Origin of the sequence: Streptomyces sp. V3I8 (assembly GCF_030817535.1) — a bacterium.
Lineage (GTDB): Bacteria > Actinomycetota > Actinomycetes > Streptomycetales > Streptomycetaceae > Streptomyces.
On sequence record NZ_JAUSZL010000002.1, the window covers coordinates 6,955,603 to 6,976,761 of the forward strand.

General features: G+C 72.6%; 20 protein-coding genes. 9 read left to right on the plus strand and 11 right to left on the minus strand.

Annotated features, from left to right (window positions below; genetic code table 11):
* Positions 1–316 precede the first annotated feature (316 nt).
* A complete protein-coding gene (locus QFZ75_RS30765; RefSeq protein ID WP_307542094.1) occupies positions 317–778 on the minus strand; it encodes a MaoC family dehydratase in 462 nt (153 codons plus the stop codon).
* Positions 779–900: 122 nt separating this feature from the next.
* Here QFZ75_RS30765 and soxR point away from each other — a divergent pair, with 122 nt between their 5' ends.
* A complete protein-coding gene (soxR, locus tag QFZ75_RS30770; protein ID WP_307542096.1) occupies positions 901–1,437 on the plus strand; it encodes a redox-sensitive transcriptional activator SoxR in 537 nt (178 codons plus the stop codon).
* Between the two features lie 89 nt (positions 1,438–1,526).
* Here soxR and QFZ75_RS30775 read toward each other — a convergent pair whose 3' ends face one another.
* Positions 1,527–2,267, minus strand: a complete 741-nt coding sequence (locus QFZ75_RS30775) for a 3-keto-5-aminohexanoate cleavage protein (RefSeq protein ID WP_307542098.1) — start codon at positions 2,265–2,267, stop codon at positions 1,527–1,529.
* A 71-nt stretch (positions 2,268–2,338) separates the two neighbouring features.
* On the opposite strand from QFZ75_RS30775, the gene QFZ75_RS30780 reads away from it, so the two are divergent.
* Positions 2,339–2,860: a hypothetical protein gene (locus tag QFZ75_RS30780; RefSeq protein WP_307542099.1), complete on the plus strand. Its 522-nt coding sequence runs from the start codon at positions 2,339–2,341 to the stop codon at positions 2,858–2,860.
* 46 nt (positions 2,861–2,906) lie between these two features.
* Here QFZ75_RS30780 and QFZ75_RS30785 read toward each other — a convergent pair whose 3' ends face one another.
* Positions 2,907–3,515 (minus strand): hypothetical protein, encoded by a 609-nt coding sequence (locus tag QFZ75_RS30785; RefSeq protein ID WP_307542100.1) that lies wholly within the window; start codon positions 3,513–3,515, stop codon positions 2,907–2,909.
* A gap of 347 nt (positions 3,516–3,862) precedes the next feature.
* Here QFZ75_RS30785 and QFZ75_RS30790 point away from each other — a divergent pair, with 347 nt between their 5' ends.
* A complete protein-coding gene (locus QFZ75_RS30790; RefSeq protein ID WP_307542102.1) occupies positions 3,863–6,652 on the plus strand; it encodes a penicillin acylase family protein in 2,790 nt (929 codons plus the stop codon).
* Between the two features lie 35 nt (positions 6,653–6,687).
* Here the strand turns inward: QFZ75_RS30790 and QFZ75_RS30795 are convergent, their stop codons facing one another.
* Together QFZ75_RS30795 and QFZ75_RS30800 are read right to left on the minus strand one after the other, a co-directional pair.
* Positions 6,688–8,028: a serine-threonine protein kinase gene (locus tag QFZ75_RS30795; RefSeq protein ID WP_307542103.1), complete on the minus strand. Its 1,341-nt coding sequence runs from the start codon at positions 8,026–8,028 to the stop codon at positions 6,688–6,690.
* Between the two features lie 201 nt (positions 8,029–8,229).
* Complete coding sequence (locus tag QFZ75_RS30800; protein WP_307542104.1) at positions 8,230–9,486, minus strand: DUF1343 domain-containing protein; 1,257 nt, start codon at positions 9,484–9,486, stop codon at positions 8,230–8,232.
* Positions 9,487–9,711: 225 nt separating this feature from the next.
* On the opposite strand from QFZ75_RS30800, the gene QFZ75_RS30805 reads away from it, so the two are divergent.
* The 3 genes from QFZ75_RS30805 to QFZ75_RS30815 are packed head-to-tail and all read left to right on the plus strand — an operon-like array spanning position 9,712 to position 12,797.
* Positions 9,712–10,479 carry an SDR family oxidoreductase gene (locus QFZ75_RS30805; RefSeq protein ID WP_307542106.1) on the plus strand — a complete coding sequence of 256 codons (768 nt, stop codon included), beginning with the start codon at positions 9,712–9,714 and terminating at the stop codon, positions 10,477–10,479.
* Positions 10,476–12,143, plus strand: coding sequence for a class I adenylate-forming enzyme family protein (locus tag QFZ75_RS30810; RefSeq protein WP_307542107.1), 1,668 nt, complete (start codon positions 10,476–10,478; stop codon positions 12,141–12,143). The genes QFZ75_RS30805 and QFZ75_RS30810 overlap by 4 nt, the downstream gene beginning before the upstream one ends.
* A gap of 60 nt (positions 12,144–12,203) precedes the next feature.
* On the plus strand, positions 12,204–12,797 hold the full coding sequence (locus QFZ75_RS30815) for a TetR/AcrR family transcriptional regulator (protein WP_307542109.1): 594 nt from the start codon (positions 12,204–12,206) through the stop codon (positions 12,795–12,797).
* A gap of 135 nt (positions 12,798–12,932) precedes the next feature.
* Here QFZ75_RS30815 and QFZ75_RS30820 read toward each other — a convergent pair whose 3' ends face one another.
* The 6 genes from QFZ75_RS30820 to QFZ75_RS30845 form a co-directional block, all read right to left on the minus strand.
* On the minus strand, positions 12,933–14,183 hold the full coding sequence (locus QFZ75_RS30820; RefSeq protein ID WP_307542111.1) for an acyl-CoA dehydrogenase family protein: 1,251 nt from the start codon (positions 14,181–14,183) through the stop codon (positions 12,933–12,935).
* Positions 14,184–14,189: 6 nt separating this feature from the next.
* Positions 14,190–15,212 carry a phosphotransferase family protein gene (locus QFZ75_RS30825; RefSeq protein WP_307542113.1) on the minus strand — a complete coding sequence of 341 codons (1,023 nt, stop codon included), beginning with the start codon at positions 15,210–15,212 and terminating at the stop codon, positions 14,190–14,192.
* A 260-nt stretch (positions 15,213–15,472) separates the two neighbouring features.
* Entirely contained in the window at positions 15,473–15,814 is a 342-nt protein-coding gene (locus QFZ75_RS30830) for a DUF202 domain-containing protein (protein WP_307542115.1), read from the minus strand.
* Positions 15,811–16,203, minus strand: a complete 393-nt coding sequence (locus QFZ75_RS30835) for a YidH family protein (protein WP_307542118.1) — start codon at positions 16,201–16,203, stop codon at positions 15,811–15,813. The genes QFZ75_RS30830 and QFZ75_RS30835 overlap by 4 nt, the downstream gene beginning before the upstream one ends.
* A gap of 131 nt (positions 16,204–16,334) precedes the next feature.
* Positions 16,335–16,856 carry an NUDIX hydrolase gene (locus tag QFZ75_RS30840; protein ID WP_307542119.1) on the minus strand — a complete coding sequence of 174 codons (522 nt, stop codon included), beginning with the start codon at positions 16,854–16,856 and terminating at the stop codon, positions 16,335–16,337.
* An 87-nt stretch (positions 16,857–16,943) separates the two neighbouring features.
* Positions 16,944–17,837, minus strand: coding sequence for a DMT family transporter (locus QFZ75_RS30845; RefSeq protein WP_307542122.1), 894 nt, complete (start codon positions 17,835–17,837; stop codon positions 16,944–16,946).
* A 150-nt stretch (positions 17,838–17,987) separates the two neighbouring features.
* Between QFZ75_RS30845 and QFZ75_RS30850 the strand changes: the two genes are divergently transcribed.
* From QFZ75_RS30850 to QFZ75_RS30860, 3 genes are all read left to right on the plus strand, one after another.
* On the plus strand, positions 17,988–19,643 hold the full coding sequence (locus QFZ75_RS30850; protein ID WP_307542123.1) for an FAD-binding dehydrogenase: 1,656 nt from the start codon (positions 17,988–17,990) through the stop codon (positions 19,641–19,643).
* Between the two features lie 208 nt (positions 19,644–19,851).
* Positions 19,852–20,514: a molybdopterin-dependent oxidoreductase gene (locus tag QFZ75_RS30855; RefSeq protein ID WP_307544910.1), complete on the plus strand. Its 663-nt coding sequence runs from the start codon at positions 19,852–19,854 to the stop codon at positions 20,512–20,514.
* Positions 20,501–21,154, plus strand: coding sequence for a cytochrome b/b6 domain-containing protein (locus QFZ75_RS30860; RefSeq protein WP_307542125.1), 654 nt, complete (start codon positions 20,501–20,503; stop codon positions 21,152–21,154). Before QFZ75_RS30855 ends, QFZ75_RS30860 begins: the two co-directional genes overlap by 14 nt.
* Positions 21,155–21,159 lie beyond the last annotated feature (5 nt).

A 21,159-nucleotide genomic window follows, 5' to 3' on the forward strand; every position in this document is an offset into this window, starting at 1 on the left:
ACGGCGCCTCGCGGCGTCGTCGCACGACCCGGGTACGCCCGGTACGCGGATCATGGTCCGCCTCGCGACGCACCGCACCGGACGCCGCAGCCTGATCCGACCTGATCCGGCCTGATCCGAAAGAAACGCCCCAGGGCTCCGAAGGGGTGCGGGCCGTTCCCGGCAGGCGGCTCCGCCGCATGGGCACGCGCTCGGCCACGACGCGGCCGCACCCGGCTTCCGGCCGTACCCGACCCGGGTCGCGCCCGCCCGGGGCCGCACCCGACCCCGGGCGCGCCCGCCCCCGCCCGTCCCTCCGTCCCGTCCGTCCCGTCCGTCAGAAGTAGTACCGGGACACGGACTCGGCCACGCACACCGGCTTCTCCCCGCCCTCCCGCTCCACGGTGAAGCCGACGGAGACCTGCAGACCGCCCGCCACCTCGACGACCCCGGTGATCTCCGCCGTGGCCCGCAGCCGTGACCCCACCGGCACCGGCGCCGGGAAGCGCACCTTGTTCGTCCCGTAGTTGACGCCCATCCTGACGCCCTCGACCGCGAGCAGCTGAGGACCGAACAGCGGCAGCAGCGACAGGGTCAGATACCCGTGGGCGATGGTCGTCCCGAAGGGACCGGCCGCGGCCCTGGGGGCATCCACGTGGATCCACTGGTGGTCGCCCGTCGCGTCGGCGAACAGGTCGATCCGCTTCTGGTCGATCTCCACCCAGTCGCTGTACCCCAACTGCTCACCCACCGCCGCCTTCAGTTCGTCGGCGGACGTGAAGATCCTCGGCTCTGCCATGTCCCTGGCCTTTCCCGTCGCTGCGTCTCGGAGCGCCATGCCTAAGCAACTGCTTAGCATGGTCGTCGGGAGGTTACCTGTCAACGGACCGGAAGGGTGACGGGCTGGGTAGGGTTCGAGGGGTGCCCCAGATTCCCGAGAAGATCCATGAACTCACGGTCGGCCAGCTGTCGGCCCGCAGCGGTGCGGCCGTCTCGGCCCTGCACTTCTACGAGTCCAAGGGCCTGATCAGCAGCCGCCGCACCGCGGGCAACCAGCGCCGCTACCACCGTGACGCCCTGCGCCGGGTCGCCTTCGTGCGGGCCGCGCAGCGCGTCGGCATCCCGCTGGCCACGATCCGCGACGCGCTCGCCGAGCTCCCCGAGGAACGCACCCCGACGCGCGAGGACTGGGCCCGCCTCTCGGAGACCTGGCGGTCCGAACTCGACGAGCGCATCAAGCAGTTGGGCCGGCTGCGCGACCACCTCACGGACTGCATCGGCTGCGGCTGCCTCTCCCTGGAGAACTGCGTGCTGTCCAACCCCGACGACGCCTTCGGCGAGCGGCAGAGCGGTTCCCGCCTGATGGTGGAGCCCGGCGGCCGGCGCGCGCCCCGGCGCGGCCCCCGGGCACCCGAGCAGCCGCAGGACCGGCGGCAGGCCCCCGGAAACTGCCGCTGAGGAAGCCCACGGCGCCGATGCGCCCCCACGACCGCCCCCACGACCGCCGCCACCCGCCGCCGGCACCCGCGCCGCCACGTCCGCCGACGTCACGGCCGTCCGCCGCAGGGCCCCGGCGCCGCCCCGTACCGGGTCAGTGCCTCCGTCACCAACTGGGCGTTGGAGACGGCCCGTCGGCCGTCCGGCAGGAACAGCGTGTCCTCCAGGCCGATGCGGGTCGCCAGCCCGAGGCGCGCGGCGAGGCGCAGCACCGGCCAGGCGCCGCCGTCCTCCCCGTGCAGCAGGACGGGGCGGCCGTGCGCGGGACCGAGCGTGGCCAGCAGCCGCCGGGCCGTGTCCTCGGCCGTGGCCGGATCCGGGTCCGTCACCTCCGCCAGGACCCGCAGCACCCGTGGCCCGAGCGGTGAGGCCGTGAACCTCGCGGCCCCGTCCGTGCCGGACCAGATGCCCGCCTCCACACCCACGCCCCGCTCCAGGAGCGCGGCGGCGACTTCTTCGGCGCCCGGCTCGTGCCAGTTGACCGAGGCGTGGTCCGGCAGGACGCTCCAGTCACGGACGCGCGCGACGCGGGCCGCGGGGTCGGGCTCGGCCCAGGACCCGGTGGTCACTCCGACGGGGACGCTCACGCGTGACCGGATCCCGCCCAGCGCCGCCGCGACCGCCCTCGGGGACAGCGTGTCTTCTCCACAGGGGGACTTGGGATGCACATGGATGTCCGACGCCCCGGCCGCGACGGCCTCCGCCGCGGAGTCGGCCATGGCTCCCGGCGACAACGGCACGAGCGCGCCGTCGCCGGACCCGCGCCCCCCGTTCACACAGACCTGGACCATGCCCCGATGGTGCCAGGCGACACCGACGACCGCAGACCGACCGGACAGGAAGACGGAAAGGGGAACGGGCGATGAGCCTGGCCATCTGTTCGCTCAAATGGGAAGCCGCCCACACAGGGGCCCAGCGGATCAGGTACGACAGCGACGGGTACCACCTGGTGCGCTTCCCGTACGTCACGGGCGAGGAGCAGTACGACCGCTGGAACATGCACGATCCGGCGCAGGGCGGCAGCGGCGCGTCGGCGTTCCCCGACCTCCGCTCGGGCCTGATCTGGCCGAGTCACGACGGCTGGGGCGTCCTGTCCGCGCTGGTCTTCTGGAAGGCCGACGGCGCGGCCCTCGAGTACCGGGCGCGCTTCGTCCGCGACCCGCTGAACCTCACCGCGGCGGGGTACGACTCGACGGCCACCACGGACTGCGCGCCCACCCGGGGCGGCCAGTACCGGTCCTACATGTGGCAGATGTTCGTCCATCCGGGCACACCGGTCGGCCTGAAGGTGTCCGTGCGCGGCGCGGGCGACGCGAAACTCACCACCCCTCTGATGTGTGTCGAGTTCAAGCTCGCGATCCACACCGACGTCAAGGTTCCGTGAGCAGGTGTCCGGGGGTGCGGCTCCGTCGGCGCACCCCCGGCTCGCGCTAACCCGCGACCGCCAGCAGCAGGTGCCCCCTGCGGCAGTCCGCCAGGGCCTCGGGGCTGAGGACCGGCCGCGGGACCACGATTCCGCAGGCCGTGCAGACCGGGCCCGAGGACGGCTCGTGGGCCAGGTCGTACTTCCAGACGAGGCGCTCTCCCGTACAGACCGGGCAGACGGCGCCCGGCTCGCGCTCCAGGGCGGCGATCAGCCGGCGCAGCACCTCGGCCAGCGGCTCATGGGGGTGCACCCGCGGGTCGTCGCACCAGGCGACCCCGAACCCGCCCCAGGTGAGCCGGTGCCAGTCGTCCACGCTGCCGGGGCTGCGCAGACCGTCGTGCTTCTCCTTCTTGCGGCGCCGGGCGAAACCGGCCTCGTAGGCGAGCCAGACGGAGCGGGCCTCCTCCAGTTCGTCCAGTGCGGCCACGAGCCGCACCGGATCGGGGGACCGGTCCTCGGGGCCGAACCCGGCCCGGGAGCACAGGTGGTCCCAGGTCGCCCGGTGACCGTAGGGAGCGAACCGCTCGAGGCACTTGCGCAGTGAATAGCGCCGCAGTGCCAGATCGCTCCTCGGATCACGCACCTGTCTCGCCAGACTCCGGAATCCCGCCATCGCCCTGCACCTCCGTCACATCTGCACCTGTACTTCGGTCACTTCGGCGTCGTTGTAGGGACGTCGCCGAATAGACGTATCGACACGCGATTCGGCTCCATCTGTTTTTCGGCTGCCGCCGCAAAACCGCCAACCGGACGGATATCGGCCACCGCCGAGTCGGTTGTCGGCCGTCCGCCAGGTCGTTCCCGGCCGTCGCCCGGTGGCGTCCGGGAACGATCGGTGGCGGTCGGCGGCCCCGGTGGGGCTCGTCCGGCCCTCCCGGCGCCGAAGTGACGCATGTTCACCTTTTAACCCGGGGATACCGGCGGTAACGTCCGATGCACCCCCGTCGTGAGGAGTCAGCCATGCCCCGGCACACCCCACGCACCATCCTCGACAGACTGAGAACTCCCCGCAGATTCCCCAAGTTCCTCATGGGCGCTTCCGTATGCGTTCTCCTTGCCGGTCTTCTGTCACCGCTTTCCCAGGCCGTCGCCGCCGACACCACCGCGGTGGCCGCGAACGACCACTGCGGCGGTCGGTGTTCGGACATCCTCCCGGCGGGCCAGAACGGCAACGCGACCCTCGCCCAGATCCTCCTGAACCAGGCCTTCGGCAGCCAGCCCGCCCACGCGGACGACCAGCTGGCCCCGTACGCCGGCCTGGCGTCCGGCTACTCCGCCCTCACCGACGCCAAGATCAACGACTTCTTCCGGGACGCCTCGTTCGGGGTCCCCGCCGACCAGGTCGAGTCCACCCTGCAGCCCGCCGGCCGCACCGACGTGACGATCGTCCGTGACAGGAAGACCGGTGTGCCGCACATCACGGGCACCACCCGTTACGGGACCGAGTTCGGCGCCGGATACGCGGCCGCCCAGGACCGGCTCTGGCTGATGGACGTCTTCCGGCACGTCGGACGCGGCAGGCTGACCCCCTTCGCGGGCGGCGCCCCCTCCAACCAGGGCCTGGAGCAGGAGTTCTGGCGCCACGCCCCCTACACCGAGGCCGACCTGCAGGCCCAGATCGACAGCGTCACCACCTCGAACGGCGCCCGCGGCCGGCAGGCCCTCGACGACGTCCGGGCCTACCTCGCCGGCATCAACTCCTACATCGACGCCTCCGACAGCGGCCGCTACTTCCCCGGCGAGTACGTCCTGACCGGCCACAAGGACTCGATCACCAACGCCGGGACCATCGAGCACTTCAAGGAGACCGACCTGGTCGCCCTCGCCTCCGTCATCGGCGCGCTCTTCGGCTCCGGAGGCGGCGGGGAGGTCGACAACGCGGTCTCGCTCCTGGCCGCCCAGTCCAAGTACGGCGTGCAGAAGGGCACCGAGGTCTGGGAGTCCTTCCGCGAGCGCAACGACCCCGAGGCCGTCCTCACCGTTCACGACGGCGAGAGCTTCCCGTACGCCACGAAACCGGCCGTCCCGCAGGGCGCGGCCCTGCCCACCGCCGGCACGGTGACCGAGGAACCGCTGGTGTACGACCGCACCGGCAGCGCGACGGCCCCCACGGCCACGGGGACCACCGCCTCCGCGACCGCGAGCGCCCTCGGTTCGGCCCGGCGGGGCATGTCCAACGCCCTCGTGGTGAGCGGCGAGCACACGGCGAGCGGTCACCCCGTCGCCGTCTTCGGACCGCAGACCGGCTACTTCGCGCCACAGCTGCTCATGCTCCAGGAGATCCAGGGCCCCGGTCTCAGCGCCCGCGGCGCCTCGTTCGCAGGCCTGAGCATGTACGTGGAACTGGGCCGCGGCCAGGACTACGCGTGGAGCGCCACGACGTCCGGCCAGGACATCATCGACACGTACGCGGTCGAGCTGTGCCAGGACGACACCCACTACCTCTACCACGGCACCTGCACGGCCATGGAGAAGATCGAGCAGACCAACGCCTGGAAGCCCACCACCGCCGACGCGACCGCCGCGGGCTCCTACCGCATGCAGGTCTGGCGCACCAGGTACGGACCGGTCACCCACCGGGCCACCGTCGACGGCAAGAAGGTCGCCTACACCACCCTGCGCTCCTCCTACCTGCACGAGGCCGACTCGATCATCGGCTTCCAGATGCTCAACGACCCGGACCACGTGAAGAGCCCGCAGACCTTCCAGACGGCGGTGCAGCACATCAACTTCACCTTCAACTGGTTCTACGCCGACGCGCAGCACACCGCCTACTACAACAGCGGCGACAACCCGGTACGGGCCGACGGGGTCGACGCCGAGTTCCCGGTCCGGGCGCAGGCGGCGTACGAGTGGAGGAACTGGACGCCGGCGACGAACACCGCCGACTACACCCCGCCGTCCGCCCACCCCCACTCCATCGACCAGGACTACTACATCTCCTGGAACAACAAACAGGCCGAGGACTACACGACGGCTTCCTGGGGCAACGGCTCCGTGCACCGCGGCAACCTCCTGGAGGACCGGGTGAAGAAGCTGGTGACGGCGGGCGGGGTGACGAGAGCGTCACTGACCGGGGCCATGGCCGACGCCGCGCTCGCCGACCTGCGCGCCGAGGACGTGCTGCCGAAACTGCTGCAGGTCGTCAGGAGTTCGCCCGTCACCGACGCGACGGCCGCGGCCGCCGTGACGAAGCTGTCCGACTGGGTGACGGCGGGCGCCCGGCGCAAGGAGACCTCGGCCGGTTCGAAGGCCTACGCGAACGCGGAGGCGATCCGCCTCCTGGACGCCTGGTGGCCGCTGCTGGTGAAGGCCGAGTTCGAACCGGGGCTCGGCAGCGGTCTCTACACCGCCATGACGAACAACCTCCCGGTGGACGAGGCTCCTTCGGCGGGGCACGGGCCCACCGGATCGCACGCCGGCAGCTCCTTCCAGTACGGCTGGTGGAGCTACGTCCACAAGGACCTCCGGGCGGTGCTCGGCGAGCCGGTCCAGGGCCCGCTCGCCGAGCGGTACTGCGGCGGCGGCAGCCTCAACGCCTGCCGGGACGTCCTGATCGGCACGCTCAAGCAGGCGGCGGGCCGCACGCCGGCCCAGGTCTACCCCGGCGACGACCTCTGCCCGGCCGGCGACCAGTGGTGCGCCGACTCGGTCAACCAGCGGACGCTGGGCGGCATCAAGCACGGGAAGATCAGCTGGCAGAACCGGCCGACCTACCAGCAGGTCGTGGAGTTCACCTCGCACCGGTGACGTGAGAGGGCGTACAGGTGGGCACGGGCGGCGGGTCAGCGGATGACGCGGCCCGCCGCCAGTACCACCTGGGCCAGCTCCGGATGGCAGATGTCGCTGTGGGCGCCCGCCGGGGGACCGCCGCGCCGCACCACCGCGGACGCGTCGATGTTCACGCATCCCGACACGGGCAGCCGCGTGCGCAGCGCGTCGGAGAGCGTGAACGACTTCGTGCCGGCCACCGCCTGCACCCCGTCGTGCCCCAGCGCCCCCCACCGGGGCCCGAGCAGCGGGGGAAGGCCGAGGCCGGCGGCCGTCCGGTCGTCGCCCGCCGTCCGGGACGCCAGCGGGTAGACCGTGCCGAGCGCCGAGTCGAAGCGGGAGAAGCAGCAGACGAGGGGGCCGTCGATACGGTTCTGCCGGCCGTCCAGGACACCGCTGTCCCGCGCGTCGTGCGGAAGCCGCGCCGCGAACGCGTAGTGCGAGAACGCCGCCTGGAGCAGCGTCAAGGACTTCACGTTCCGCACCCCCTTGGGCATCCCGCGCAGCGCGAACGACACGAGACGCCCGCCGAAGCTGTGCCCCACGAGATGCACGCGCACTCCGGGCGCCGCCTGGGCGAGCCGCCCGATCATCCGCCCGAGCCCGCGCTCGCCGACCGTGCCCGCGCGCCGCTTCATGGCGAAGTACGCGGCCTGGCGCAGCAGTTCACGGGCCCCTTCCCAGGCCTGCGGCGGCGCGGACGCGGCTCGCTCCCGGCCGCTCCCGGCCCCGGTCTCCGCGCCGCCCGCGTCCTTCGCCAGCGCCCGCGCGAACTCGTCGCACATCCGCGCCGCGTTCCCGAGGAACATCTCCGGGCCGCTGTGCGGGCCCGCCTCCGCGAGGGTGTCCGCGGCGAACGCGGCGCCGGGCGCCTCCGGCCGCAGCTCCACGAGCAGCCGCACCAGCCGCCCGTACTCCTCCAGCGCCTCGTCGCCCTCGGGCTGCTGGTCCAGCATCCGGGCGATCTGGTCGATCAGCGTGGCCCGGCCGGGGAAGGCCGTCAGCAGGGCGCCGTGCGTGCCCTTGTCCAGCGCCGGACCCACGGACACCGCGGTCACGGTCCGCCCGAAGTCCGGGACCGGCTCGTCGGCGAACCGCATCGCCGGCCACATCACGCCCACGTACCCGAGCCGGGCGTTCGGCGCGAGCGCGGGGATCGGCTCGAAGAAGCGGCCGCAGAGCCGGGTCGCCGCCGAACGGTCGTTGTTCCAGCCGTGCGCGAAGACGATCAGATCCCTGACGCCCCGCTCCACGACCTCCCGGAGCAGCCGGTCGCGCTGAGCGCCGTTCACGTCCCCGTCCGCGTCGAACGTCAGCTCCCAGTAGGGAGCCACGCCCACTTCAGGATCCGCCATGACGAGCTCCCTTCGGCCTCCGCGACCCGTGCGCGGTGCACGCATCGTCCCGCCGAAACGGCGGGTCGGCCAGGGGTTGCGTCCGCTCTGACCAGCCCGAACCGACGTCTCGGTGAAAGATCCTGAACGGGTGGTCCAGGATAGGTGATCCGGTGCGGGTGGGCTGTCGCGGACAAACCGGGACCATGGCGACGCGGTTCCTCAGCGGTACAGGAGATAGTGCTCGCGTACGCGCCGGAACGCGGCCAGTTCCCCCTGCCAGGCCGCCACGACCTCGTCGGCCGTCGCACCCGCGTCGATCATCGTGCGCACCTGCGTGGAACCCGTCAGCCTGTCGATCCAGTTGTCCGGGCGCCAGGCGAAGCCGCTCCACACCTGCCTGGCGGTCACCAGCAGCGCGATCCCGGTGCGTACGGGGTCGTACGCGGCGCGGTCGTGCACATGGATCTGCACGCCGCCGACCGTCCTCCCCTGGAACTTCGAGAAGGTGGGCGCGAAGTACGCCTCCCTGAAGTGCACTCCGGGCAGGCCGAGCCGCCCGGCCTCGGCGGCCCACCGCCGGTCGACGCCCTCGGCGCCGAGCAGCTCGAAGGGGCGGGTCGTACCGCGCCCCTCCGACAGGTTCGTCCCCTCGAAGAGACAGGTGCCGGAGTACACGAGGGCGGTGTCGGGCGTCGGCATGTTCGGGCTCGGCGGCACCCAGGGCAGCCCCGAGGCGTCGTAGAAGTCCGACCGCCGCCAGCCCGACATCCGTACGGTCTCCAGCGGCACCGGCGCCGCGAGGAACTCCTCGTTGAACAGCCGCGCCAGCTCCGCGACCGTCATCCCGTGCGCCTGCGCGATCGGCTCCCGGCCCACGAAGGTCGCGAACTCCCTGTGCAGCACCGGCCCGTACGCGCCGCGCCCCGTCACCGGGTTCGGCCGGTCCAGCACCACGAAGCGCTTGCCCGCGAGCCGGGCCGCCTCCATGCAGTCGTACAGCGTCCAGATGTAGGTGTAGAAGCGGGCGCCCGCGTCCTGGATGTCGAAGACGACCGTGTCCACACCGGACGCCGTGAAGACGTCGGCCAGCGGCTGTCCGCTCTTGAGGTACGTGTCGTAGACCGGCAGGCCGGTCGCCGGGTCGTCGTGGCGGCCCTCGGAGCCGCCCGCCTGCGCGGTGCCGCGGAAGCCGTGCTCCGGGCCGAAGACGGCGACCAGGTCCACCCGGTCGTCGGCGTGCATCACGTCGACGATGTGGCGGGCGTCCCGGGTGATGCCCGTGGGGTTGGTGACGATGCCGACGCGCGCGCCGTCCAGGAGGGCGTAACCGGTCGCGGCGAGGCGGTCGAAACCGGTCCGCAGCCGCCGGGCCGCCGACTGCGGGGCGGGGGCGGCGGCCGCGGCGGGTGATCCGGCCGTCAGGGCCGTCGCGGCGGTCGTCGCGGCCAGGAGACTGCGTCTGGACAGGCGGCGCATGGGGACCTCCGTAAGCGCGGAAGGATGGCACTGGCATGTGCACGGTAGGGCTTCCGCCGGGCGTTCGTAACCTGGCGGTTCGTCGTGACCGGTCGCGCGGTTTCCCGCGCCCCTTACGGGGCGTCCCTGATCGCGACGTCCGCGCCGGGCCTTCCCTCTGCACATACCGACTGGTTAGTCTGTCGTGGAGCGGGGCCGTGTTGCTCGTCGTGTCGAAGGAGACCGATGGTGGAAGCCATGCAGGATGCCGGAGTGGTCGTCACCGGGGCCGGCGGGGGGATCGGGGCCGCGCTGGCGCGCCGGTTCGCCGCGGCGGGGGCCCGGGTCGTCGTCAACGACCTGGACGCGGCGAAGGCGGCCGCCGTCGCCGACGAGATCGGCGGGATCGCGGTCCCGGGCGACGCCTCCGTGATCGTGGCCGAGGCCCGGGACGCCCTCGGCGGCACCGTCGATGTCTACTGCGCCAACGCCGGCGTGGGCTCCGGCGGCACGCAGGCGGCTCCCGAGCAGGTCTGGGAGCTCGCCTGGGACGTGAACGTGATGGCGCACGTCCGTGCGGCCAATGAACTGATCCCCGCCTGGCTGGAGCGCGGCAGCGGCCGTTTCGTCTCCACCGTCTCGGCGGCCGGCCTGCTCACCATGGTCGGCGCGGCCCCCTACAGCGTCACCAAGCACGGCGCGTACGCCTTCGCCGAGTGGCTCTCCCTCACGTACCGCCACCGCGGCGTGAAGGTCCACGCGATCTGTCCGCAGGGCGTGCGCACCGACATGCTCACGAGCACCGGCAGCGCCGGGGACCTCGTCCTCAAGAACACCGCCATCGAGCCCGAGGCCGTCGCGGACGCCCTCTTCGCGGGGATCGAGGAGGACCGCTTCCTGATCCTCCCGCACCCGGAGGTCGCCGAGTACTACCGGGCACGGGCCGCGGCCCCCGACCGCTGGCTGACGAGCATGAACCACATCCAGCAGAAGTGGGAGGCGGACGGCCGATGACCACCTCCCCGTACGAGGCCAAGCCGTGGGTCGCGCTCCTGAACGAGGCCCAGCGCGGGCCGGTCAGCCCCGACGACTCGCCCGTGCACGCCCTGCGCCGGGCCGTCGCCGAGACCCCCGACCGCACCTTCCTCGCCTACTTCGACGGAACGCTCAGCTACCGCGAGGCCGACGAACTGAGCGACTCCGTCGCCGGACACCTCGCCGGACGCGGCCTGGAGCGCGGCGACCGCGTCGCGGTCCTGCTGCAGAACAGCCCGCACTTCGTGCTCGCCGTCCTGGGCGCCTGGAAGGCCGGCGCGACCGTCCTGCCCGTCAACCCCATGTACAAGTCGGGCGAGGTCACCCACGTCCTGCGGGACGGCGGGGTCGCCGCGCTGATCTGCTCCGACCGGGCCTGGGAGTCCTACCTGCGCGACACGGCCGCCGACTCGCCCGTACGCGTCGTGCTGACCGCCTGCGAACGGGACTTCCAGACCCGGGACGACGCACGCGTGCTGACCTTCGAGCGGCTGCCGCAGGCACCGGACGCCGACGACCTGGTGACCGCCGCGAGGGCCGGCCACAAGCCCCCCGCCGGCCGTGACGCGGGCCCGGCGGACATCGCGCTGATCAGCTACACCTCGGGGACCAGCGGCGCCCCCAAGGGAGCCGTCAACACGCACGGCAACATCATGTACAACGCCGAGCGGCAGCGGACGGGCCTCGCCCTGTCCGGGACGCCCGTGTACTTCGCGCTGGCGCCCCTGTTCCACATCACGGGCATGGTCTGCCAGTTCGTGGCATGCCTGAACAGCGGAGGCAAGCTGGTCCTCGCGTACCGCTTCGAGGCGGGGGTCGTCCTCGACGCGTTCGCGGAGCACCGGCCGCACTACACGGTCGGCCCGTCCACCGCCTTCATGGCACTGGCCGCGCACCCGTCCGTGACACCGGACCACTTCTCGTCCTTCGTGAACATCTCCTCCGGCGGCGCACCGCTGCCGCCCGCGCTGGTCGAGAAGTTCCGGGCGGGCTTCGGCCCGTACATCCGCAACGGCTACGGGCTCACCGAGTGCACCGCGCCCTGCGCCTCGGTGCCGCCCCACCTGGAGGCGCCGGTCGACCCGGTCTCCGGGACCCTCGCCGTCGGCCTGCCGGGACCCGACACCGTCGTACGCATCGTCGACGACCAGGGCCGGGAGGTGCCGCTGGGGGAGCAGGGCGAGATCCTCGTACGGGGCCCGCAGGTCGTCCCCGGCTACTGGGGGCGTCCCGAGGCCACCGCGGAGACCTTCCCGGACGGCGAGCTGCGCACCGGTGACATCGGATTCATGGACGCGGACGGCTGGCTCTACGTGGTCGACCGCAAGAAGGACATGATCAACGCGTCCGGCTTCAAGGTGTGGCCGCGCGAGGTCGAGGACGTCCTCTACACCCACCCGGCCGTGCGCGAGGCGGCCGTCGTCGGGGTGCCCGACGGATACCGCGGGGAGACCGTGAAGGCGTACATCAGCCTGCGGCCGGGCGCGGAGGAGGACCCGGCCGCACTCGCCGCGTACTGCAAGGAGAGACTGGCCGCCTACAAGTACCCGCGCCAGGTCGAGATCCTGCCCGACCTGCCGAAGACGGCCAGTGGGAAGATCCTCCGGCGGGAGCTGCGCTCCCGCCCGCACGAGGACCGGTGACGGCGCGCGGTACGGCAGTCGGCACACAGGACGCAGAACACTGGAAGGCAGGTGGCGGCAGTGCCCAGGACGACGGACGGGGACGGTACGCCCGTTCCGCAGCGGCTGCTGGCCGCCGCCACCCGGCTCTTCGCCGAGCGCGGTTACGACCGCACCTCGGTGCAGGAGATCGTCGAGGCGGCCGGCGTCACCAAAGGCGCGCTCTACCACTACTTCGGGTCCAAGGACGACCTGCTCCACGAGGTGTACGCCCGTGTGCTGCGGCTGCAGCAGGAGCGCCTCGACGCCTTCGCGGGCGCCGAGGCGCCGGTGGAGGAGCGGTTGCGGGGCGCCGCCGCCGACGTCGTCGTCACGACGATCGACAACCTGGACGACGCGTCGATCTTCTTCCGCTCGATGCACCATCTGAGCCCCGAGAAGAACAAGCAGGTACGGGCGGAGCGGCGGCGCTACCACGAGCGGTTCCGGGCGCTGATCGAGGAGGGGCAGGAGTCGGGGGTCTTCTCCAAGGAGACACCGGCGGACCTCGTCGTCGACTACCACTTCGGCTCGGTGCACCACCTGTCGACGTGGTACAGCCCGGACGGCCCGCTGAGCCAGCAGGAGGTCGCCGACCACCTGGCGGACCTGCTGCTGCGGGCGCTGCGCCCCTAGGGCGTTCCGCCCGCGGACGCGGGCCTGCTGTGGCTGGTCGCGCGGTTCCTCGCACCCTGGGCACCAGGGGCGCGAGGAACCGCGCGACGGGGGTTCGGGACGGAGCCCCGAGGCAGTGACCGAGCCCCCGGCGGGTCAGGCGTACTTCTTCAGCTCGTTGCGTGCCAGCGACCGCTGATGCACCTCGTCCGGCCCGTCGGCCAGTTTCAGGGTGCGGGCCCCGGCCCAGAGCTCGGCCAGCGGGAAGTCCTGGCTGACGCCCCCCGCCCCGTGCAGCTGAACCGCCTTGTCGATGATGTCGACCACCGTCCGGGGCGTGGCGATCTTGATCGCCTGGATCTCCGTGTGCGCACCCCTGTTGCCGACGGTGTCCATCATCCAGGCCGTCTTCAGGACCAGCAGCCGCAGCTGCTCGACGGCCACCCGCGCGTCGGCGATCCAGTTGTGGACGACCCCCTGCTGGGCCAGCGGCTTGCCGAAGGCCTCGCGGGAGACGGCCCGCCGGCACATCAGCTCGATCGCCCGCTCGGCCATGCCGATCAGCCGCATGCAGTGGTGGATGCGGCCGGGGCCGAGCCGCGCCTGCGCGATGGCGAAACCGCCACCCTCCTCGCCGATGAGGTTCGCGACCGGTACCCGCGCCCCGTGGAAGACGACCTCGGCGTGGCCCCCGTGGGAGTGGTCCTCGTAGCCGTACACCTGCATCGCGCGCCTGACCTCGACGCCCGGGGTGTCGCGCGGCACCAGCACCATCGACTGCTGGCGGCGGATGTCGGAGCCCTGCGGGTCGGTCTTGCCCATCACGATGAAGATCTTGCAGTCGGGGTTCATCGCCCCGGAGATGTACCACTTGCGGCCGGTGATGACGTACTCGTCGGAGTCGGACGTGCCGCCCGTGCCGTCCGCGCCGCCGGAGCTGCGCTCGATCATCGTGGTGATGTTCGTCGCGTCGGAGGAGGCGACCTCCGGCTCGGTCATCGCGAACGCCGACCGGATCTCCCCGGCGAGCAGCGGCTCCAGCCACTGCTTGCGCTGCTGCTCGTCGCCGAACTGGCTGAGCACCTCCATGTTGCCGGTGTCCGGCGCCGCGCAGTTCAGCGCGGTGGGCGCCAGCTGCGGGGAGCGGCCGGTGATCTCGGCGAGCGGCGCGTACTGGAGGTTCGTCAGCCCGGCCCCGTACTCGGAGTCCGGCAGGAACAGGTTCCACAGCCCCTGGCGGCGGGCCTCGGCCTTCAGCTCCTCGACCACGGCCGGGGTGTCCCACGGCGAGGCCAGCCGCTCGCGCTGCTCGTGGGCGACGGCCTCCGCCGGATAGACGTACTCGTCCATGAAGGCGAGGAGCTTGGCACGCAGTTCCTCGGTGCGCGCGTCGAATGCGAAGTCCATGGTCCGTCAGCCTTCCTGGAGGGTGGTCAGACCGTGCTCGATGAACACGGGGACCAGGTCGCCGATGCGGTCGAAGCCCGCGCCGACGGTCTGGCCGAGCGTGTAGCGGTAGTGGATGCCCTCCAGGATCACGGCGAGCTTGAACCACGCGAACGCCGTGTACCAGGCGACGGCGGACACGTCGCGCCCCGAGCGCGCGGCGTACCGCTCGATCAGCTCGGCGGGCGCGGGGTGCCCGGCGGCCGTCGCGGTGGTGGAGACGGGTGAGTCGGGCAGTCCCAGCGGCATGCTGTACATGACCAGCAGACCGAGGTCGGTGAGCGGGTCGCCCAGCGTCGACATCTCCCAGTCGAGGACGGCCGTGATGCGGTCGTCCTCGCCGATCAGCACGTTGTCGAGGCGGTAGTCGCCGTGCACGACCGTGGGCGCGGGGGAGTGCGGCAGTTCGCGCCCCAGAGCGGCGTGCAGCTCGTCAATTCCGGCCAGCTCACGGTTTCGGGAGGCGTCCAGCTGCTTGCCCCAGCGCCGCAGCTGGCGGTCGAGGAAGCCCTCGGGCCGGCCGAAGTCGGCGAGGCCCACCGCGGCGGGGTCGACGGCGTGCAGCTCGACCAGGGTGTCGACGAGGCCGAGGACCGCGCCGCGCGTGCGCTCCGGACCGAGCGGAGCGAGCTGCTCGGCGGTCCGGTAGGGCGTGCCCTCCACGAAGTCCATGACGTAGAAGGGCGCGCCGAGCACCTCCACGTCCTCGCACAGCAGCAGGGTGCCCGGCACGGGTACGGCGGTCGGGTGCAGCGCGCTGATCACCCGGTGCTCGCGCTTCATGTCGTGCGCGGTGGCCAGCACATGCCCCAGCGGCGGCCGGCGGACGACCCACTTCGACGTGCCGTCCGACACCGCGTACGTGAGGTTCGACCGTCCGCCCTCGATCAGCCGGCCGGTGAGCGGGCCGTGGACCAGCCCGGGCCGCTCGTCGTCGAGCAGTCCGCGCAGCCGGTCGAGATCGAGACCTGGTGGACGGTCTGGACTCATCGTGTTGCCTCCGTAGGCGGGAATCATGACTCCCCACATGATGCCGACCGGTCGGTATGCCGTCCAGTGGGCGAACGAAAAGTGACCCGCGTCTCCGCCCCGGGAGGCGACGCGAAAGAGTCCGCGGCCCGTCGCCGGCGGCCGTCATGAACGTAGTCCACGTGGTCGCCGTGCGGCACCTCCGTGTGCCCGCGGCCCGGCCACGGGCGCGGCGGCGCAAGCGGCCGAACCGGCGCGCGCCGCGCCGCGGGGTCCAGGCCCTAGAGGACCAGCGCCGTCGCGCAGACCGCCAGTGCGATCGTGCAGAGCGCGGCCATGGCCGCGTGCCGGGGGGTGAACACCGCCGGGGGTGTGTCCCCGGACAGGGCGCGGATCCGTCGGTGGGCCACCGCGAGGAAACCGAGCAACACCCCGCAGCACAGCGCGCACGCCGTGAACGCCGTCACGTCCGGGCCGTCGCGCAGGGCAGACCGGCCCGCGAGCACGGTCACCACGGTCGCCGTCAGGGTCGTACGCCGCCAGGCCAGCCGGGTGCGTTCCGGCTGCAGGCCGGGGTCGCGGTTCCGGGCCGGCGGGGCGGGCGCCGGGGCCGGTCCCGTCACGTCTCCCACCCGGCGAGCACGACCACGACCATCGCGACGGCCACCAGGGCCACGCCGATGCTCAGCAGTGCCGGGAAACGGGACACCGGCAGGTCCTCGCCCCTGCGCATCGCGCGCTCGCAGCGGACCCAGTGGTTCACCGACCGCAACGCGCACAGCACTCCGGCGGCCAGCAGCCCGAGCGCCAGACCCGTCCGCCACGCCCACCGCAGGTCGGGCAGGAACTGGTCCACGGCGAAGCCGCCGCCGATCAGGGCGAGCGAGGTCCGCAGCCACGCCAGGAACGTCCGCTCGTTCGCCAGCGAGAACCGGTAGTCGGGGGTGGCCCCTTCCCGCCCGATCCGCGCGGGCGCGAACCACAACCGGACGTTCCGCACAATCTCGATCACACGAGCGACCCTACCGGCAGGCACTCAAGGAGCCGCGGGCCCCGTCGAGGGGCGCGGGGAACCGCGCGACCGGCCCCCACCGAACCCGCAGGGGCGAACGACCCCCGGCGAACGGTTCCGGCGCACCGCCCTCAGCCCGGCCCCGCGTCACGAAAGGCCCGCAGCCGCGCGTACGCGGCCATCCCGTCCGGCACCCACTCCCACCGCGCCAGCAACGTCCGCACCTCCTCCTCCGGCAGGAACGCGTGCCAGGCGACCTCCTCCGCCTGCGGGCAGACCGGCCCCTCCCACCGCACCTCGTACACGGCCGACCACCAGCTCTTCCCGGCCCCGTCGTCGTACAGGAACTTGAACAGGAAGGACGGCCGGGCCAGTCCGGACACCCCGAGCTCCTCCTCGGCCTCCCGCAGCGCCGCGTCGTCGTAGCTCTCGCCCGCGCCCACGACCCCGCCGACGAACAGGTCGTACAGGGAGGGGAACACCAGCTTGGCCGAGGTGCGCCGGTGCACGAACAGGCGCCCGTCCGCATCTGTGACCTGGATGAACGCGCACCGGTGCCGCAGCCCGCGCGCGTACACGTCGGCGCGCCGCGCCCGGCCCACCACCACGTCGTGCTCGTCGACGACGTCGAGGATCTCGTCAGCGGAACTCATCCGGCCATCAAAGCAGCCGTCCCGCGCCGGCGGGACAGACCCGTCCCTCCCGCAAGCCGGGCGACCGGGCGACCGGGCGCCAGCGCGTCAGCGCGGCTGGAGGTCCCGCACCCGCTGCCCGGCCCCGGCGCCGCTCGGCATCGCGGGATGCAGCCCCAGCAGGACCACCCCCGCCACGATCCCGGCCAGCCCGGCGGCCTCCCAGGCCAGCGCCCCGGTGTCGGTCCGCAACCGGTCGCCGAGGAACCCCACCCCGCACGCGATCCCGGCGAGCGGCTGGGCGGCGGTCAGCGCGGGCAGCGACATCCGCAGCGGCGCGGTCTCGAAGGCGCTCTGCACGAGGACGAGCCCCGTGACACCGAGGGCGACGACCGCGTACACCTGCCATCCGGTGGCGAGCGCCGTCCAGCCGCCGTCCGAGAACCGCTGGCCGCTGACCCGGGTGAGCGCGTCCTGCACGCCGTACAGCAGCCCGGCCGCCACTGCGAGCAGCACGGGTCCCGCACGCAGCCGCGAGCGCTTGGCGTACGCCGTGAGCAGCAGCGCGAGCCCGACCATCACACCGATGATCAGCCAGTGCCGCAGCGGGTCGGAGACGGCGTCGCCGCCCTCGGGCTGTCCGGCCACGATGAAGGCCGACACCCCGCCCGCCAGGAGCAGCAGCCCTCCCCAGCCCTGTCCGCCGAGCGACTGGCGGGTCCGGTGCCGTGAGAGGGCGAGCGCGAACAGCAGGTTCGTCGCGAGGAGCGGTTCGACGAGGGACACCTCACCGTGCGACAGCGCGATCGCGCCCAGCACCATGCCGGCCACCATGAACGCGATACCGCCCAGCCAGCGCGGCACCTTCACCAGGTCGAGGAGCAGCCGGGGGGAGAGGAAGTCGCCCAGGGGGGCGTGCGCCGCCGCGTTCTGCTGGAGGACGAATCCGAAACCCAGGCAGCAGGCGGCGCCGACGGCGAGGGCGAGGACCAGGACCGACACGCTGCGTACCTCACGACTTCGGACGGTGACGGGGCGGGGTGCGGGTAGTGCCCGACTGTAGCCCGAGTATCCGGAACCCGGCAGTTGACTGGGTCACTCCGGTGCCCAAGGATCTGACCGATCAGTAACAAGGCCGAGGAGGACCTGCTCATGGCGTACGACGCAGATGTGATCGTGATCGGAGCGGGTCTCGCGGGACTCGCGGCGACCGCGGAACTCGTCGACGCGGGACGCAAGGTGATCCTCCTCGACCAGGAGCCGGAGCAGTCGTTCGGCGGCCAGGCGCACTGGTCGTTCGGCGGCCTGTTCTTCGTGGACTCGCCCGAGCAGCGCCGGATGCGCATCAAGGACAGCCACGCGCTGGCCCTCCAGGACTGGATGGGCACCGCGGCCTTCGACCGCCCGGAGGACCACTGGCCCCGCAAGTGGGCCGAGGCGTACGTCGACTTCGCGGCCGGTGAGAAGCGCGGCTGGCTGCACCGGCAGGGCGTGCGCTGGTTCCCGGTGGTCAGCTGGGCCGAGCGCGGCGGTTACGACGCGGGCGGCCACGGCAACTCCGTACCGCGCTTCCACATCACCTGGGGCACCGGCCCCGGTCTCGTCGCCCCCTTCGAGCGGCGGGTCCGCGCCGGTGTCGCGCGGGGCCTGGTCCAGCTGAGGTTCCGCCACCGCGTCACGGGTCTTTCGCGCAGCGCGGGCACGGTCGACACGGTGAGCGGCGAGGTCCTGGAGCCGTCGGGCGTCGAGCGCGGCCGGGCCAGCAGCCGCACCGTCACCGGCGCCTTCGAGCTCCGGGCCCAGGCGGTGATCGTCACCTCCGGCGGCATCGGCGGCAACCACGACCTCGTACGGGCCAACTGGCCCGAGCGCCTCGGCACCCCGCCGAAGCGGATGATCTCCGGGGTGCCCGCGCACGTGGACGGCGAGATGCTCGGCATCGCGGAGGCCACCGGCGCGCACCTGATCAACCGCGACCGCATGTGGCACTACACCGAGGGCATCCGGAACTGGAACCCCATCTGGGACAAGCACGGCATCCGCATCCTGCCCGGTCCGTCCTCGCTGTGGCTGGACGCCCGCGGCAACCGGCTGCCCGTACCGCTGTTCCCGGGCTTCGACACGCTCGGCACGCTCGAGCACATCATGAGGACCGGCTACGACCACACGTGGTTCGTGCTCAACCAGCGGATCATCGGCAAGGAGTTCGCGCTCTCGGGCTCCGAGCAGAACCCCGACCTCACCGGCAAGTCCGTCAAGGGTGTCCTCCGGCGGGCCCGGGCCGACGTGCCGGGGCCGGTACGGGCGTTCATGGACCACGGCGCCGACTTCGTCATCGAGAAGGACCTCGGCGCACTCGTCCGCGGCATGAACGCGCTGACCGAGGAGCCGCTCATCGACGAGGACGCGCTGCGCCGCCGGATCACCGCGCGCGACCGGGAGATCGCCAACCCCTTCACCAAGGACCTCCAGGTGATGGCGGTCCGCGGTACCCGCGCCTACCTCGGCGACAGGCTCATCCGCACGGCCACCCCGCACCGCATCCTCGACCCGAAGGCCGGACCGCTCGTCGCCGTCCGCCTCAACATCCTCACCCGCAAGACGCTCGGCGGCCTGGAGACCGACCTCTCCTCCCGCGTGCTGACCGAGGGCGGCGACCCGCTGCCGGGGGTGTACGCGGCGGGGGAGGCGGCCGGGTTCGGCGGCGGCGGGGTGCACGGGTACCGGTCCCTGGAGGGCACGTTCCTCGGCGGCTGCCTGTTCTCCGGGCGCACGGCGGGCCGGGCCGCGGCGAAGGCCGTGAAGTGACCGGCCGGGGCCGGACGGCGCGGGAAGTCATTACGGAACGCTGACGGGCACCCCCGGCCCCTGGCTTCCGGCGGCCGGGAGTGTTCGAATCCACTGTGTGAACCCGGAACTGTCGTCAGCCGCCGCGGGCGGACCGGAAGAGGGCGGACCCGGATCGGGCGGCCCCGAGGAGGGCGGCGCCCCGGTCGGGCGCCGGCTCGTGCTCGGGATGCTCGGACTCGGCGTCCTCGGCGTGGCCGCCGCGCCCGCCCTCCAGCGCGGCCTGGAGTCCTTCCTCGGCGGCGCCGCGGACAAGGACCCCACCGGCCTGACCGGCCTCCTCCCCAACGGCGGCGGTTTCCGCTACTACTCGGTCACCTCGTCCGTACCGCACAAGGACGAGGACTCCTACCGCCTGAAGGTCGACGGCCTGGTCGACCACCCCGGCACGTATACCCTGTCCGACCTGCGCGCCCTGCCGCAGACGCGGATGGTCCGCGACGTCCAGTGCGTCACCGGCTGGCGGGTGCCCGACACCCCCTTCGAGGGGGTACGCCTGTCGCGGCTGCTGGACGCCGCGGGGGTGCGCTCCACGGCCGGGGCGGTGCGCTTCACCTGCTTCGACGGGGCGTACTCGGAGAGCCTGACCCTCGCCCAGGCCCGCCGCGCCGACGTCCTCGTCGCCCTGCGCATGCAGGACAAGGACCTGAACCACGCCCACGGCGGCCCCGTCCGCCTCTACGCGGCCCCCATGTACTTCTACAAGTCGGCGAAATGGCTCTCCGGCATCACCGTCACCTCGGACGTCCGCCCCGGTTACTGGGAAGAGCGCGGCTACGACATCGACGCGTGGGTGGGCCGGTCGAACGGGCGGGACGATGACGCGACCTGAGACCGGCACCCCGGCGGCCCCGAACCCGGGAGAGCGTCTCGCGAGCGCCGTGCGGGTCCGCCGCTTCACGCCCGCCGAACGCTGGGTGCACCGCACCACCGGGCTCCTGACGGGCCTGTGCGTGCTCACCGCGGCCTGCCTCTACCTGCCCCAGCTCGCCGAACTCGTCGGCCGCCGCGAGCTGGTCGTCAGGCTGCATGAGTGGTCCGGCCTGCTGATCCCGGTGCCCGTCCTCGCCGGGCTCGCCTCCCGCGCCTTCCGGTCGGACCTGCGGCTGCTCAACCGCTTCGGACCGCACGACCGGGTCTGGCTGCGCTCCGCGCTGCGCCGGGACGCCCGGCCGGAGTCCCGGCCGGCCGGGAAGTTCAACGCCGGACAGAAGACGTACGCCGCCTGGATCGCCGGCGCCGTCCTGGTCATGCTCGGCACCGGACTGCTCATGTGGTTCACCCACCTCGCCCCGCTGGTCTGGCGCACGAGCGCGACCTTCGTCCACGACTGGCTGGCGCTGACCATCGGCCTGGTCCTCGCGGGACACATCGGGATGGCCCTCGCCCGCCCGGAGTCCCGGCGGGGACTGCGGACGGGCTCGGTCAGCCGCGAGTGGGCGGAGCGCGAACATCCGCTCTGGCGGCCGTAGCCACG